Here is a 14,709-nt window from a genome sequence, read left to right as displayed (position 1 = left end):
TGGGCAGGGGCGGATGGGGTTCGCGTTCGGGGTTCTGGGGCCGTTGGAGGTGTCCTTCGACGGCGTGCCCATCGTGCTCAAATCGGCCAAGCAGCGGGCTCTGGTGGCGGCGCTGCTGGTCGACGCCAACCGGGTCGTTCCGGTCGAGACGCTGGTGGCCCGGCTGTGGGGCGTACGCCCGCCGGCGGGCGTACGCAACACGTTGCAGAATCACGTGCTGCGGGTGCGGCGGCTGCTGGGCGCGTACGGAGCGCCCGCGCCGGTGCTGTCCCGCCCGCTCGGCTACCTGCTCCAGGTGGCCGACGGCGCGCTCGACCTGCACCGGTTCGACGCGCTGTGCGGGCTGGCCAGGGCGGCCGCCGGCGATTCCGTGCGCGTGTCCGAGCTGCTCCGGGAGGCTCTGGCGCTGTGGCGGGGCCTGCCGCTGTTGGACGTCGACTCGGATCTGCTGCGGCAGGAGGTGGTCCCGGCGCTGGCCGAGCGGCGGCTGGGCGCGATCGAGGCGAGGATCGAGGCGGATCTGGAGCTGGGCCGCCACGGCGAGGTGCTGGCCGAGCTGCACGAGCTGATCGGGGCGCACCCGATGCAGGAGCGGTTCTGGGGGCAGCGGATGCTGGCCCTGTACCGGGCGGGGCGGCAGGGCGAGGCCCTGCGGTGCTACGCGGAGGTTCGGGAGGTCCTGGCCGAGGAACTGGGCGTCGATCCGGGTACGGAGCTGCGGGAGCTCCACCGGCGCATCCTGGCCGCCGATCCCGCGCTCACCGCCTCTCGCCCCGAGGGTCTGGCCGTGGCCGGGGAGTTGCCGGCCGAGCTGACGTCGTTCGTCGGGAGAGAGCGGCTGATCGGCCAGGTCAGGCGGCTCCTGGACACGGCCAGGCTCGTCACCCTCACGGGCGTGGGCGGCGTCGGCAAGACCAGGCTGGCCTTGCGGGTGGCCGCCCAGATAGCCGGGTCGTCGGACGTCCCGGCATCGCAACCGCCGGCGTTCCACGGGGCGCACCCGTCGGCCCCTTGGGCAGAGCAGCCGCCGGCGTTCCAGGCGGCGCACCCGTCGGCCGTCCGAGCGGCGCTGCCGTCGCATTCCCAGGAGGCGGCACTGCCACCGGCGGCGGAGGGCCCCTCGTCGCAGGCGTTTCCCGGTGGTGTGTGGCTGGCCGACTTCGGCCCGGTGACCGAGCCGGGACGGATCGACGCGGCCGTGGCCGAGGCGTTGGGCATCCGCGACCAGTCGGCCCGCCCCGCCCGCGACGTCCTCCTCCGCCACCTGCGCGACAAGCGGCTGCTGCTCGTGCTGGACAACTGCGAGCACGTGGCGCAGGCCGTCGCCGCGCTGCTCGACGTGTTGCTGCGCGCCGCTCCCGGGCTACGGGTGCTGGCCACCAGCAGGCAGCCGCTCGGTCTGCCCGGCGAGCACGTGCTGCCGGTGCCGCCGCTCACCGTGCCCGCTCACGACGACGGCCTCGCGCCTGAAGACGGCGCCGCGCACCGCGGCGTCACCGCGTGCGGCGATGGCCGCGGGGACGAGGCGGTGCGGTTGCTGGCCGAGCGGGGGGCGGCCGCGGCTCCCGGGTTCGAGGTCAACGACCGTAATCGCGCCGCCGCCGCTCAGCTGTGCCGCAGGCTGGACGGCATGCCGCTCGCCATCGAGCTGGCCGCGGTACGCCTGAGCGCCCTGTCCCTCGACGAGATCCTCGAACGACTCGACGACCGCTTCCGCCTACTGACCGGCGACCCGTCCGACACCACCCCGGCCCCGCGATACCAGCGGACGCTCCAGGGCGTGATCGACTGGAGTCACGGGCTGTGCACCGAGCGGGAGCAGGTGCTGTGGGCGAGGCTGGCGGTGTTCGCCGGCGACTTCGACCTGACCGCCGCCGAGTCGGTCTGCGCGGACGAGAAGATCGCCCGCCGCGACGTGATGGACCTGCTCGCCGGCCTCGTACGCAAGTCGATCGTGAACGCGTACACCGCCGACTGCCGCACCACATACCGCATGCTCGAGACCATCCGCCAGTACGGCCTGCACCGCCTGCGCGAGCTGGGCCAGGAGGTCGAGCTGCGGCTCCGGCACCGCGACCACTACCTGCGGACGGCGGCCGAGGCGGCGGCGGGGTGGTGCAGCCCGCGGGAGGCAGAGTGGCTGTCGCGGCTACGGCGCGAGCTGCCCAACCTGCGTACCGCCATGGAGTTCTGCCTCACCTGGCCGGGCGAGGCCGAGGCCGGGATGCGGCTGGCCGTGCACCTCACCAGCGCGCAGACCTGGTTCTTCAACGGCACCCCCGCCGAGGGCCGCCACTGGCTGGAGGCGGCGCTCGCCCAGCGGTCGGTGCCGGCCACGCCGCTGCGGGTGACCGCGACCGCGTTCGCCGTGTGGATCGCGTTGTGCCAGGGCGACCTGGAGGCGGCCGGCGTCCTGCTGGCCGGCTGCAGGGAGCAGGCCGGGCCGCCAGGCGACGCGACCGTCACGTTCGCCGAGGGCGCCCACGCGCTGATCAGGCACGCCGATCCGGCGGCGATCGCGCTGCTGGCGCGGGCCAGGGACGAGTTCCGGCGCGGCGGGAGGGTGGGCGACACGCATCTGGCCACGCTGGTGTGGGCCATGGCGTCGGTGTTCCTCGGCGACAGGGAGACGGCGCTGGCCGCCGGGAGCGAATACCTCGCCGAGGCCAAGGCCCATCAGGGTGCGTGGGCGATGTCCTGGGGGCTGTGGGGAGTGGGGCTGGCGGAGCTGCGGCACGGGGATCCGTACCGGGCGATGGAGGTTTTGCGCGACTCCGTCGGACGCCAGCGCGCGCTCGGCGACCGCTGGTCGCCGACGTGGGGCGTCGAGGTGCTGGCCTGGGCGGTCGCCGCCTCGGGAGAGCATCGCCCTGCGGTCCGCCTGCTGGGGGCGGCCGATCGGCTGCGGCAGGAGTTCGGGGTCATCCTGGTGGGGCCGTTCCGCCAGGCGCACCTCGACGTCGCGCGGGAGTTGTGCCTGTCGCTCGGCCCGGAGCCGTACGCGGCCGCGTTCGCCGAGGGCGCGACCGCCCCCGACCCGTTCGCCGAGGCGATCGGACGCGACGGCCGTCCCTGACCCCAACTCGATGCCGCCATCAGCGAGCGACTTCACCTGCCCGGCGTGAATCTCGACAGCATCCAGCCCGCGCAGATCGAGGAAGGCGAGGTCTGTGTGATAGGTTCAGCGGCGCTGTGCAGCACTACGACTGGAGGAGGTGGGACCGATCAACGCTGTGACGACAGGTCGGGGCTCCCTCCCGTGCATGGTCTAGGGAGCGCCCGCCAAGGCACCCCGAAAGGCTTTGAAACGCTATGCGCTTCAGCTTGACCTCTCAGACGTCGACCGACGGCGTCACCGAACAGTCCTTCGCCCTCGGCGAGATCCCCGGCGTGCTGTTCACGCCGCGAGGCGCCACCGGCCCCCGCCCGCTGATCCTCATGGGACACGGCGGCGGCCAGCACAAGAAGGCCCCTGGCGTCCTGACCGGCGCTCGCCGGTTCGCCACCGAGGGGGGTTTCGCCGTCGTCGCGATCGATGCCCCTAACCACGGCGACCGGCCGAAAGACGAACAGTTCATCCAGTTCGCGGGCGACATGCGGGCCCGCATGGCCGCCGGAGAGGATCCGACCGAGCTGGTCGCGGCCATGCACGATCTGCTGGCCGGGCAGGCCGTCGCCGACTGGCAGGCCGTGGTGACCGCGGTCCAGGAGCTCGACCACGTGGGCGCCGGCCCCGTCGGCTATTGGGGAGTGTCGATGGGCTGCGGGCTCGGTGTGCCGCTACTCGCCGCCGAACCCCGGGTCCGCGCCGCGGTGCTGGGCCTGCTCGGTGTGCACGGGCTGGCCGGGACCGCCGCCCGGGTCACCGTGCCGGTGCAGTTCCTGCTCCAATGGGATGATACGCGGGTGCCCCGGGACCAGGCCTTGGCGCTGTTCGATGCCCTGGGCTCGAGCGACAAGACGCTGCATGCGAACCCCGGCGACCACGGGGAAATCCCCGCGTACGAAACCGACGATGCGCTGCGGTTCTTCGCCCGGCACTGTGGATAAGGCCGCTGCCTTGTAGCTCGCGACGCGCTGGCCGGGGTCCGTTCCCGGCCAGCGCGTTCGAGCCACTGTTCGGCATGGCCGAGCGGGTGCAGGTGCCGCTCGGACCTGCCTTGCGTTTTCTTCCTCTAGGACGGATCATTTCGATCATCGGTTGGGCCGCCCATGAAATCGCGGGACCTTGGTGTCGTTTCATGCTCAGGAAGGACGATTCATGATCCGTCGCGTACTGGCCGTCGCGGCCTTGGCCACCGCCGCGCTCGCCACCGTACCGGCCGGCGCGCAGGCCGCCCCTGCCTGCCGGGCCGGCTACATGTGCAACACCCAGTACTTCTCCGACTCCGCGCGCACCAACTTGGTCGGGGTCAAGACGGAATTCTGCAATGGTGAGGTCTCGACCTGGGGCAGGGTCACCGGCTACATCAATTGGTCCGCGAGCGCCTGCACCTGATCGAAGGCATCCGGCAGGGCAGGTGGATGCAGCGGACATCCGGGCCCGTAGTCTGCCGAGACGGCTGCGCATGCGTGCAGGCGGGACGCCGGAGCCGTTGTGAGCGGTAAGCACCGGCACGGCTTCCTTGGCGCGCAGGTGTGCCTCGATGTCCTCGATCAGCGGTGTGTGCGTTTCGGTGAACGCGCCGCTGGGCAGGCGCTTGATCACGCCGGAGGGCACAGCGCGTGGATCATCATGCCGCGGATGAACAGCAGCGCCGACCAGTGGTGGATCTGCCTGATGAGCAGCCCGCCGCGCACCTCGAAGCTGATCTCCAGCGTGGAGGCGTACGCCTGCGACATCTCCACGCCCTTCAACGGCGCAGAGACGCCGTCGTAGACCACGTGGCCCATGCTCGGCTTGAACCAGAAGGCCCTCCACAGCGGTGGGATGTCACATTCGCGGGGAGCCTTGGGTCTTAGGAGTGACGGGCGCACGTTTGAACACGGCGAGGTGATCCATGGCGACGTCCTCACATATCGGCCCCGGCTCATGGCGGATCGTCCTGGAGACGGTGTTCTCCTCAAGAGACTTGCGCCTGCCCGCCTTGGCGTGGCTTCGGCCGCGGCCCGTGACGCTCAGGCTGTTCAGCGAGATCCGCCCGACGGACGGGTCCCCTGGCTCGAGCCGGGACCAGGTGCCCTGAGCTCACCGCCAAGTGAGCGATCACAGCTACTCGTCGATGGCGGGGATGTGAAGCGCGCGGCAAGCACAGCCACCAGCCCGCAACGGGCTCCCGGTTGTGAGGCCGCTCACACCGTGTCACAGCCGAGCGGGGCACATCGTCTTAGAGGGCATGACAAACTCGGAACAGACCTCGGTGTTGATCACCGGAGGCAACAAGGGACTCGGTTATGAGGCGGCCCGGCGGCTCGGGGAACAGGGCTGGACGATCTTTCTCGGCTCGCGTGATGAAGGTCGAGGACGGGCGGCTGCCGACAAGCTGACCGACGGTGGCGCGAACGTGGTCATGGTCCCGCTGGACGTGACCTCGGACGAGTCGGTGACCGACGCTGTACGGCTCGTCCGGGAGCACACCGACCGGCTGGACGTGTTGATCAACAACGCCGGCGCGCCAGGAAAGGTCATTGCGCCTGCGGACGCGACGGTTGACGACATTCATTCCGTCTACGACACCAACGTGTACGGACCGATCAGGGTCACGCACGCGTTCCTTCCCTTGCTGCAGGCGGCGGACCATCCGCGGGTGGTGATGGTGTCCAGCGGTGGCGGTTCCTTCGCGGTCGTGACCGATCCAGAGCAACCGGTCTCGAAAATGCACGAGCTCGCCTACAGCTCGTCGAAAGCGGCGCTGAACATGATCACCGTCCGGTACGCCCAGGCGCTCCCGGAGATCAAATTCAACATCGCCACTCCCGGAGAGGTCGCAAATCGCAAATTCGCCGCCACCGACATGAACCATCACACCGGCGAGCTGACGGTCACCGAGGGCACCGACTCGATCCTGAGACTCGCGATGATCGACGCCGACGGGCCGACCGGGATCTTCATCGATCGCCTTGGCCCCGTTGCGTGGTGACCGCCGCGCGACCTCGGTGTGATTCCGGCCTAGGAAGCCGTACTCCAGCGTGAGCCCAGCACTCTCGTCCAGTACGGCGGCCGGCACCGCCGCGGCCTCGGCCGCAACTTCGTCGAGGCCGCCCTATCGCGCGGCGACAAGGTGGCCGCGACCGCCCGGAACACCGGAAGCCTTGACGAGCTGGTCGCCGCCCATGGCGACGCGGTGCTTGGCCACGGCGTGCGCGCTCTTCGTACGGGATGTCCGCGACCTCCCCGCCGCAGGAGGGATCACGCCCTGACCAGCAGCCCCACGCACTCCACATGGTGAGTCATCGGAAAGGCGTCGAAGGCCCGCAGGTCGGCGAGCGCGTACCCGCGCTCCCCCAGCCACTTCAGATCCCGGGCGAACGTCGCCGGATCGCAGGACACGTACACGATCCCGCGCGCGTCCAGCCCGGTGATCCGCTCCACCACCTCGCGCCCGAGCCCGGACCGCGGCGGGTCGACCACAACGATGTCGGCGCGCTCGATCTCGAACCGGTCGAGCGCCTCCTCGACCCGCCCCCGCTCCACCCGGGCCTGCGGCAGGTCGCGCAGGTTGGCGCGGGCGTCGCGGACGGCGGACGCCTCGGACTCCAGCCCGAACACCGCCCCCTCCGGCCCCACGGCCTCGGCCAGCCCCGCGGCGAACAGGCCGACGCCGCAGTAGAGGTCCAGCGCCCATTCACCCGGCTCCGGCGCCGCGTACGCCAGCACCGCGTCCAGCAGTGTCTCCGCGGCCCCCGGATGAACCTGCCAGAAGCCGCTGCCCGCCACCCGGAACTCGCGATCGCCCACCTGCTCGTGCAGCAGCCCGGACCCGCGCCGCGGCACCGTGCGCCCCTTGCCCTGGTCGAGCAGGATCGAGGCGGGCGCGTCGAGCTCGGGTACGGTGACGCTGCGCCGGGGCCGGGGCGTGACCACCACGGCCCGGTCGCCGCCGGAGGAGGCGATGACCTCGACGCCGGCCGCACCCGGCCACTCGTATTCCTCCGCCCCGACCGCCTCCACCTCGGGATGGGCGATCAGGCAGGCGTCCACCACCTCGATCTCGTGCGAGCGGTGCCGGCGGAAGCCCAGCTCGCCGGTCGGCCGGGCGGCGAACTGCACCCGCGTGCGCCAGCCGAGCCCGTCCTTGGCGCCCGGCACCTCCTCCACCACGATCTCGCGCTCGATGCCCGCCAGCCGGCGCAGCTGCTCGGCCACCACCTGCGCCTTGAGCCGCCGCTGGGCCTCCAGCGTGGCGTGCTGCCAGTCGCAGCCACCGCAGCGGCCGGGACCCGCGTACGGGCAGGGCGGGACCACGCGGTCGGGCGACGCCTCGAGGATCTCCACGGCGTCGGCCCGCAGGAACCGGGTCGTCTCCTCGGTCACCTCGGCGATCACCCGCTCGCCGGGCAACGCATGCCGCACGAACACCACGCGCCCTTCGTGACGTGCGACACACCAGCCGCCATGGGCGACCGGACCTACCGTAAGCTCGAGAGATGCCTGTTCCACACCGATACCTTATGCCCTGACCTGGATGACTACCCTCCGACTTGATCAACGACCGTAGGTGATCGTGGAAACGGCCCGGGTGGTGCGGCGGCGGCTCGGTTTCGGAGGGACGCTGCTGGCCACGCTGTTCGCCTGCGCGTCTCTGACGCCGTCGCTGCTGCCCCGCACGTGGTTGTACCAGGGAGTGATGTGCGCGGTCACCGGCGTTCTCGGGTACGCCGTGGGCGCGGGGGCAGGGGCGCTGGGCCGGGCGGCGATCTCCTACCGGCTGCCCGAGCGGGGACGCCGGATCGCGTGGCAGGTCATGATCGGCGGCTGCGTGGCGCTGACGGCGGTGACGCTCTGGTACAGCTTCGGCTGGCAGCGCGACCTGCGGGCGCTCATGGGCATGGACACGAAGATCACGTGGTTCCCGACGTTGATCCTCGCCGTGGCCGTCGTCCTCTTCACGCTGATTCTCCTGATATCCAGACTGGTACGCCTGGGCGGCCGCAAGCTGATCGCCTGGCTCGGCCGGTACGTCTCCTTCTACGTGGGCCATGCCCTCGGCGTGCTCCTCATCGCCTTCCTGGTCGCGGTCTTCGCCAACGACGTGCTGTTCTCGGGGTTCGTCGCCCGGGTGAGCGACGTCTCCTCGGTCGCCAACCAGGGCACGTACCCGGGTGTCCGCAAACCCGCGTCGAGCAAGGTGTCGGGCGGGCCGGGCTCCCTGGTGTCCTGGGAGTCATTGGGCAGGGAGGGCCGCCGCTTCACCGGCACCGCCGTCACCACCGCCAGGCTCGCCGCCTTCTCGGGCCGCCCGGGCGCCGAGCCGATCAGGGTGTACGTCGGCCTCGACACCACCACCTCGCCCCGGGCCCAGGCCGCGCTGGCGGTCCGCGAACTGGAGCGCACCGGCGCGTTCGACCGCCCCGTGCTCGCCGTGCTCGGCACCACCGGCACCGGCTGGGTGGACCCGCGCATCCCGGACACGCTGGAGTACATGTACAACGGCCGCTCCGCCATGGTCGCCCTGCAGTACTCCTACATGCCGAGCGGGGTGTCGTTCCTGGTCGACAGGGACCGGGCGGCGGCCTCTGGGCGGGCCCTGTTCGAGGCGGTACGCGCCAGGTGGGCCCGGCAGCCCGCGGGCGAGCGTCCGCGGCTGGTGCTCTCGGGCGAGAGCCTGGGATCGTACGAGCTGGAGGGGGCCTTCCGGGACCTGGACGACCTGGCGGCCCGGGCGGACGGAGCGCTGTTCGTCGGCCCGCCGAACGCCAGCCCCATCTGGGACCGCGTCACGGCAGGCCGCGAGCGCGGCAGCCCCGTATGGCGGCCGATCTACGGGTCGGGGAAGACGGCGAGGTTCGTCCAGGCCCCCGCCGACCTGGACCGGCCGGCCACGCCCTGGCCGCGCCCGCGCGTGGTCTACCTGCAGAACGCCTCGGACCCGGTCGTGTGGTGGTCGCCGGAGCTGATCTACCGACGGCCGGCCTGGCTGGAGGGCGAGCGCGGGCCGGGCGTGAACCCGGAGATGAACTGGTTCCCGCTGGTGACGTTCTGGCAGGTGCTGGTGGACATGACGGCGGCGCTGTCGGTCCCGTCCGGGCACGGGCACCGCTACGGTCCCAACATCGTCGACGGCTGGGCGGCGGTCGTCCCGCCGCCGGGCTGGGACGCCGCCGACACCGGCCGGCTGCGCGGCCTGATCAGCCCCTCGTCTTGAGCTGCTCCTCGTCCTCGGCCGTCCTCTCCCAGGGACGGCGCACCGATCCGGGCGCGAACGGCTCCGGCCGGCCCTTGAGCCGGTCCGAGGAGTGCAGCTGCCAGGGCACGCTCGTCACCATGACCCCCGGCTTGAACAGCAGCCGCGCCTTCAGCCTGAGCGCGCTCTGGTTGTGCAGGAGGTGCTCCCACCAATGGCCGACCACGTACTCGGGGATGAACACGGTCACCACGTCGCGCGGCGAGCGCCGGCGCAGATGCTTGACGTAGTCGAGGATCGGCTGCGTGATCTCGCGGTACGGCGAGTCGAGCATCTTCAGCGGCACCGGTATGCCCCGCCGCTCCCACTCCTCCTGGAGCTGGCGCGCCTCCTCGCCCTCGACGCCCACGGTGATGGCCTCGAGGGAGGACGGCCTGGTGGCGCGGGCGTACGCGAGGGCCCGCATGGTCGGCTTGTGGATCTTGGAGACGAGCACGATGGCGTGGTTGCGCGCGGGCAGCATCGTCGGCTCGTAGTCCTCGGTGATCTCCAGCTCGGCGGAGACGTGGTCGTAGTGCCCGCGGATGCCCTTCATCAGCACGAACAGCACCGGCATGGCCAGCACCACGATCCACGCGCCGAGCAGGAACTTCGTCACCAGGACCACGATCAGCACCAGCCCGGTGAACACCGCGCCGAACCCGTTGATGGCGCGCGAGCGGATCATGTGGCGCCGGGCCTGCCGGTCGGTCTCGGTCTTCAGCAGCCGCGTCCAGTGGATCACCATGCCGGTCTGGCTCAGCGTGAACGACACGAACACACCGACGATGTACAGGTGGACCAGCGTGCTGGGGTTGGCGTCGAACACGAAGATCAGCAGGCAGGCGAACGCGGCGAGCAGGACGATGCCGTTGGAGAACGCCAGCCGGTCGCCCCTGGTGTGCAGCTGGCGGGGCAGGAAGCGGTCCTGGGCGAGGATCGATCCGAGCACGGGGAAGCCGTTGAACGCGGTGTTCGCGGCCAGGAAAAGGATCAGCGCCGTGATCGCGCTGATGAAGATGAAGCCGGCCGAGTCGTGGCCGAACACCGCCGAGGCCACCTGCGGCAGGATCGCCTCGTTGGTGTAGCCGGGAGGCGCCGGCCGCCCGTCGATGACGAGCTGCTCGGGAGTCTCCGCCGCCTTGACGCCGGAGGCGAGCGCGAGCGCGATGACGCCCACGAACATCGCCACCGCGATCAGGCCCATCATGGCCAGCGTCGTGGCCGCGTTCTTGCTCTTGGGCTTGCGGAAGGCCGGGACGCCGTTGCTGATCGCCTCGACGCCGGTCAGCGCGGCGCAGCCGTTGGAGAAGGCGCGCAGGAGCATGAAGGCCAGAGCCAGGCCGGCGAGCGTGGAGCCGTTCTGTTCGGCGTGCAACTCGAAGCCCGCGCTCGGCGCGGTCAGCTCCTCTCCCCGCACGCCCAGCCGGAAGAGCCCCCACGCGATCATGCCGAGCACGCCGATGACGAAGGCGTAGGTGGGAACGGCGAAGATCCCGCCCGACTCGCGGATGCCGCGCAGGTTCATGACGGTCAGGACGACGACGATGAGAATCGCCACGCCGACCTTGTGCTCGGCGACGAACGGGATCGCCGAGCCGATGTTGTCGACGCCCGACGAGACCGAGACGGCGACCGTCAGGACGTAGTCGACCATCAGCGCGCTGGCCACGGTCAGCCCGGCGTTGGGCCCGAGGTTGGTCATGGCGACCTCGTAGTCGCCGCCGCCGCTCGGATAGGCGTGCACGGTCTGCCGGTACGACGCCACGACGGTGAACATCAGCACCACGATGGCGACGGCGACCCACGGGGCGAACGTGTACGCGGCCACCCCGGCAACAGAAAGAGCGACCAGGATCTCCAGCGGCGCATAGGCTACCGAGGAGAGCGGGTCGCTCGCGAAGACGGGTAGTGCGATCCGTTTCGGGAGGAGTTGCTCGTGGAGCTGCCCGCTTCGCAGGGCGCGCCCCACGAGCAAGCGTTTGACAAGATCTGTTACCTTCGCCACGTAACGAGATGCTAGTCCCATGCGCAGCCCTTAAACGAAGCGCTCCCCCCGCACGCCATACTGGTGTCGAGCAACCGGCCGACCGCGAAGGTGCGGGGGATATGCATATTGTGATCATGGGATGTGGCCGGGTGGGTTCGACCCTCGCGCACATCCTCGAAGACAGCGGTCATTCCGTCGCCATCATCGACCGCGATCCGCAGGCGTTCCGGCGGCTGCGCGCCGGGTTCCGGGGGCGGCGGGTGACGGGCGTGGGCTTCGATCGCGGTGTGCTCACCGAGGCCGGGGTCGAGTCCGCCACGGCGTTCGTCGCGGTCTCCAGCGGCGACAACTCCAACATCATCTCTGCCCGTGTGGCACGCGAGACGTTCGGCGTCGACAACGTGGTGGCCCGTATCTACGACCCCCGCCGGGCCGAGGTCTACCAGCGGCTGGGCATCCCGACGGTGGCGACCGTACGCTGGACCGCCGACCAGATCCTGCGCCGCATCCTCCCCGAGGGGGCCGAGCCGCTCTGGCGCGACCCCACGGGCACCGTCGTCCTGGCCGAGGTCACGGCCAACCCGTCCTGGATCGGCACCCGCGTCGTCGACCTCGAGTCCCGCGCCAGGACGCGCGCCGCCTTCATCAACCGCATGGGCGAGGCGGTGACCATCACGGCGGACACCGTGGTGCAGGAAGGCGACGTGCTGCACGTCATCGCCGCCGAGAACGACATGGACCGGATCAACAAGGTGCTCGCCGTGGCACCGGAACAGGACCATTGATGCGCGTCGCCATCGCCGGAGCGGGGGCCGTCGGCCGTTCCATCGCGGCCGAGCTCCTGGAGAACGGCCACGAGGTCCTGCTCATCGACATCGACCCCGCCGCCATCAAGATCGACAGCGTGCCGCGCGCCGAGTGGCTGCTGGCCGACGCCTGCGAGATCGCCTCCCTCGACGAGGCCGGCCTCAACAACTGCCACGTCATGATCGCCTCCTCGGGCGACGACAAGGTCAACCTGGTGGTGTCGCTGCTGGCCAAGACCGAATACGGCGTGCCGCGCGTGGTGGCCCGCATCAACCACCCCAACAACGAGTGGCTGTTCAACGAGTCATGGGGCGTGGATGTGGCCGTCTCGACCCCGCGCCTGCTGAGCGCCCTGGTTGAGGAGGCGGTGAGCGTCGGCGACCTCGTCCGCCTGATGACCTTCCGCCAGGGCCAGGCGAACCTGGTGGAGCTGACGCTGGCCGAGGACGCGCCGGTGGTGGGGCAACGGGCGGGCTCGGTGCCGTGGCCGGTGGACGCGGCACTGGTGGCGATCCTGCGGGAGGGCCGGGTCCTGGTGCCGACGGCGGACGATCCGCTGGAGGCCGGGGACGAGCTGCTGTTCGTGGCGAACCAGGCGGTCGAGCAAGAACTGGCTCACCTGCTCTCCCTGCACTGAGCGGTACGCCACCCGGCTCCCCGGGCCAAAGGCGAGGTCCTCGCAGATGGGCGCGCTGCGGGCGGCAAGAGCTCGGGCTGTGTCATGTGGGGCCAAGCCCCCACACCCCTTCGTCCGGGGCCTCCTGGCCCCTGGAGCGCCGTTCTGTGGACTGGAGGGGTGACGCACGCCGAGGGCAAACGACAACAGCCCCCGCCCGTTACAGGCAGGGGACTGCGGAAAGCCATACGCACGACGACTCGCGCGTGCGCTCAGCCGAAGGTGTCTACAGCACCTTGACGGCGACGGCCTGCGGACCCTTGGGGCCCTGGGCGATGTCGAACTCGACGCGCTGGTTCTCTTCGAGGCTGCGGAAGCCGCCAGACTGGATCTCGGAGAAGTGAACGAATACGTCCGAGCCACCGTCATCGACGGAGATGAAGCCGAAACCCTTGTCGGCGTTGAACCACTTCACAGTTCCCTGTGCCATTTTGATCTCTCCTTGTCAGAGATGGGGTGAACCGCAGGTTCGCGGAAGACCGGCCGGGGTTGTCACAGCTGCGTTACCGCACCATCTCTCAGCAAGAAACAGCCACACATCCCTCGGGGAACGTGCGGGGCAAACCACATACACGGAAACTTCCCGGCTGATATGCACAACCACCCCTCCCCTCCTTTCATTCCCCCAGCACCGGATCACAGGCCGGACGCGTGCACAGACCTGACGTCGGTGGCGCTCTGGCGGGGAGCCGGTTCTCCGGCCGTGCGAGTTCGCCACCAAAGGTCGACGAACCCGCCGCAGGTCACGCTGAAGGCGGGTCCGGAAAGTCCACGCTCGACGCGCCGCCACGGGACAGAACCGCCACACCCACGAGCGCCCGGAGAGGCTCGGCTCAGGCCGGGGCGACCGGGGGCTTGATGGGAGTGCGGCCGCGGCCGAGCACCCAGAGCATCGCGCCGAGCGCGGCCACCTGGAGCGGCCAGCCCATCACGATCTTGGCGAGCCCGAGCGCGGCGACGGCCTGGTCCCCGCCCCCGAGCAGGTAGACGGGACCCTGCACGGCCACCCTGACCGCGCACGGCAGCATGAGCAGCCAGGTCAGGCGCGTGCAGAGCCTCACGATGCCGGGATCCTTGTGCCAGGCGGTCGGATCGCCCGTGACCGAGCCGATCAGGAAGCCGACGACCGGCCACCGCGTGACGATCGACAACAGCATGCCCACCATGTAGGCGCCGTTCCACAGGATGCCGGGCAGGAAGTAGTCCTTCGCGTCACCCGTGCGGCTGGCGAAGAACGCGCCGATCGCGATGCCGATCAAGCTGTTGATCACGAACTGCGGTGTGGACCGCTGCACGATCCTGGCCAGCAGCAGCAGAACCGCCAGCGAGATGCTGACGATGAGCGACAGCTTCAGATCCTCGGTGGTGATCCAGCTCAGCGTGAACGCGATCGTCGGGATCGCCGCCTCGATGATGCCCCGCACCCCGCCGAAGGCCTTGGCGAGCTGGGCTCGCACCGCCGCCTCAACGGTGTCGTGGGCAACCTCTTCCGCCTCAGCACTCACCTGATCAGCTCCCTGGCCGCAGCTCGTAACGCGGATTGAACATCACTTTGCGCCCGTCCTGCATGCTGACGAGCCCCTCGGCCTTGACCGTGCGGCCGGGCTCGATTCCCGCGATCTTGCGGCGGCCGAGCCAGACCAGGTCGATCACGTCCGACCCGTCGTAGAGCTCGGCCTCGAGAGCGGGGGCGCCGCCTCTCGGACGCAACGTCACCGTACGTAGCGTACCTGCTACGCAGAAGCGCCGGCGCCCACCGCACGAGGCGATCGGTGTCGCGCCGACCTCATCGGCGTCCTCTCGCAGCTCCTGGGCCTCGATCTCGGACTGGGGGGATGCCAGCCGACTGAAGAACCCGCGCAATCCTCCGCGTTTCGGAGGCTCTGCCGTACTCATGATGAATCAGCCTATGC

12 protein-coding genes and 1 pseudogene are annotated in these 14,709 nt (G+C 70.4%); 7 read left to right on the top strand and 6 right to left on the bottom strand.

Translation table 11 applies throughout. The features are described from left to right. The first annotated feature begins 13 nt into the window (after nucleotides 1-13). The 3 genes from EJK15_RS08120 to EJK15_RS08110 all read left to right on the top strand — a co-directional run bounded on the left by EJK15_RS08120 (nucleotide 14) and on the right by EJK15_RS08110 (nucleotide 4,498). Nucleotides 14-3,076 carry a BTAD domain-containing putative transcriptional regulator gene (locus tag EJK15_RS08120; protein ID WP_171074174.1) on the top strand — a complete coding sequence of 1,021 codons (3,063 nt, stop codon included), beginning with the start codon at nucleotides 14-16 and terminating at the stop codon, nucleotides 3,074-3,076. 248 nt (nucleotides 3,077-3,324) lie between these two features. Beyond that, nucleotides 3,325-4,050, top strand: a complete 726-nt coding sequence (locus tag EJK15_RS08115) for a dienelactone hydrolase family protein (protein WP_240776830.1) — start codon at nucleotides 3,325-3,327, stop codon at nucleotides 4,048-4,050. A 211-nt stretch (nucleotides 4,051-4,261) separates the two neighbouring features. Further along, nucleotides 4,262-4,498 (top strand): DUF6289 family protein, encoded by a 237-nt coding sequence (locus EJK15_RS08110; RefSeq protein WP_138709749.1) that lies wholly within the window; start codon nucleotides 4,262-4,264, stop codon nucleotides 4,496-4,498. A gap of 221 nt (nucleotides 4,499-4,719) precedes the next feature. Here EJK15_RS08110 and EJK15_RS08105 read toward each other — a convergent pair. Further along, a pseudogene (locus tag EJK15_RS08105) lies at nucleotides 4,720-4,908 on the bottom strand (cytochrome bc1 complex cytochrome b subunit); the annotation flags it as partial. A gap of 452 nt (nucleotides 4,909-5,360) precedes the next feature. Here EJK15_RS08105 and EJK15_RS08100 point away from each other — a divergent pair. Then, nucleotides 5,361-6,080, top strand: coding sequence for an SDR family NAD(P)-dependent oxidoreductase (locus EJK15_RS08100; protein ID WP_206060718.1), 720 nt, complete (start codon nucleotides 5,361-5,363; stop codon nucleotides 6,078-6,080). A 269-nt stretch (nucleotides 6,081-6,349) separates the two neighbouring features. Here the strand turns inward: EJK15_RS08100 and EJK15_RS08090 are convergent, their stop codons facing one another. Further along, nucleotides 6,350-7,600 carry a TRAM domain-containing protein gene (locus tag EJK15_RS08090; protein WP_171074173.1) on the bottom strand — a complete coding sequence of 417 codons (1,251 nt, stop codon included), beginning with the start codon at nucleotides 7,598-7,600 and terminating at the stop codon, nucleotides 6,350-6,352. A 58-nt stretch (nucleotides 7,601-7,658) separates the two neighbouring features. Here EJK15_RS08090 and EJK15_RS08085 point away from each other — a divergent pair, with 58 nt between their 5' ends. Continuing rightward, entirely contained in the window at nucleotides 7,659-9,305 is a 1,647-nt protein-coding gene (locus tag EJK15_RS08085) for an alpha/beta hydrolase (protein ID WP_138709747.1), read from the top strand. Here the strand turns inward: EJK15_RS08085 and EJK15_RS08080 are convergent. Then, a complete protein-coding gene (locus EJK15_RS08080) occupies nucleotides 9,289-11,331 on the bottom strand; it encodes an APC family permease (RefSeq protein WP_138709746.1) in 2,043 nt (680 codons plus the stop codon). The two genes, EJK15_RS08085 and EJK15_RS08080, sit on opposite strands and share 17 nt — an antisense overlap. 101 nt (nucleotides 11,332-11,432) lie before the next feature. Here EJK15_RS08080 and EJK15_RS08075 point away from each other — a divergent pair, with 101 nt between their 5' ends. Both EJK15_RS08075 and EJK15_RS08070 read left to right on the top strand, forming a co-directional pair. After that, the gene (locus EJK15_RS08075; RefSeq protein ID WP_138709745.1) at nucleotides 11,433-12,098 is read left to right on the top strand and encodes a potassium channel family protein; all 666 of its coding nucleotides are present in this window, start codon (nucleotides 11,433-11,435) and stop codon (nucleotides 12,096-12,098) included. Continuing rightward, a complete protein-coding gene (locus EJK15_RS08070) occupies nucleotides 12,098-12,757 on the top strand; it encodes a potassium channel family protein (protein ID WP_138709744.1) in 660 nt (219 codons plus the stop codon). Before EJK15_RS08075 ends, EJK15_RS08070 begins: the two co-directional genes overlap by 1 nt. A gap of 265 nt (nucleotides 12,758-13,022) precedes the next feature. Here the strand turns inward: EJK15_RS08070 and EJK15_RS08065 are convergent, their stop codons facing one another. The 3 genes from EJK15_RS08065 to EJK15_RS78435 form a co-directional block, all read right to left on the bottom strand. Continuing rightward, nucleotides 13,023-13,226 (bottom strand): cold-shock protein, encoded by a 204-nt coding sequence (locus EJK15_RS08065; protein WP_138709743.1) that lies wholly within the window; start codon nucleotides 13,224-13,226, stop codon nucleotides 13,023-13,025. Between the two features lie 403 nt (nucleotides 13,227-13,629). Then, nucleotides 13,630-14,301: a DUF3159 domain-containing protein gene (locus tag EJK15_RS08060; protein WP_240776829.1), complete on the bottom strand. Its 672-nt coding sequence runs from the start codon at nucleotides 14,299-14,301 to the stop codon at nucleotides 13,630-13,632. 4 nt (nucleotides 14,302-14,305) lie between these two features. Beyond that, a complete protein-coding gene (locus EJK15_RS78435) occupies nucleotides 14,306-14,512 on the bottom strand; it encodes an OB-fold nucleic acid binding domain-containing protein (protein ID WP_225289212.1) in 207 nt (68 codons plus the stop codon). Between the last annotated feature and the right edge of the window lie 197 nt (nucleotides 14,513-14,709).

It is taken from the genome of Nonomuraea basaltis (assembly GCF_005893125.1).
GTDB classification, from domain to species: Bacteria; Actinomycetota; Actinomycetes; order Streptosporangiales; family Streptosporangiaceae; genus Nonomuraea; species Nonomuraea basaltis.
This window is presented reverse-complemented; position numbering and strand designations above follow the sequence as displayed.

Excerpts from the sequence above, each read along its gene's own strand:
- EJK15_RS08120 (WP_171074174.1), top strand. The coding sequence starts at position 14 with ATGGGGTTCGCGTTCGGGGTTCTGGGGCCGTTGGAGGTGTCCTTCGAC.
- EJK15_RS08110 (WP_138709749.1), top strand. The coding sequence starts at position 4,262 with ATGATCCGTCGCGTACTGGCCGTCGCGGCCTTGGCCACCGCCGCGCTC.
- EJK15_RS08075 (WP_138709745.1), top strand. The coding sequence starts at position 11,433 with ATGCATATTGTGATCATGGGATGTGGCCGGGTGGGTTCGACCCTCGCG.
- EJK15_RS08070 (WP_138709744.1), top strand. The coding sequence starts at position 12,098 with ATGCGCGTCGCCATCGCCGGAGCGGGGGCCGTCGGCCGTTCCATCGCG.
- EJK15_RS08065 (WP_138709743.1), bottom strand. The coding sequence starts at position 13,226 with ATGGCACAGGGAACTGTGAAGTGGTTCAACGCCGACAAGGGTTTCGGC.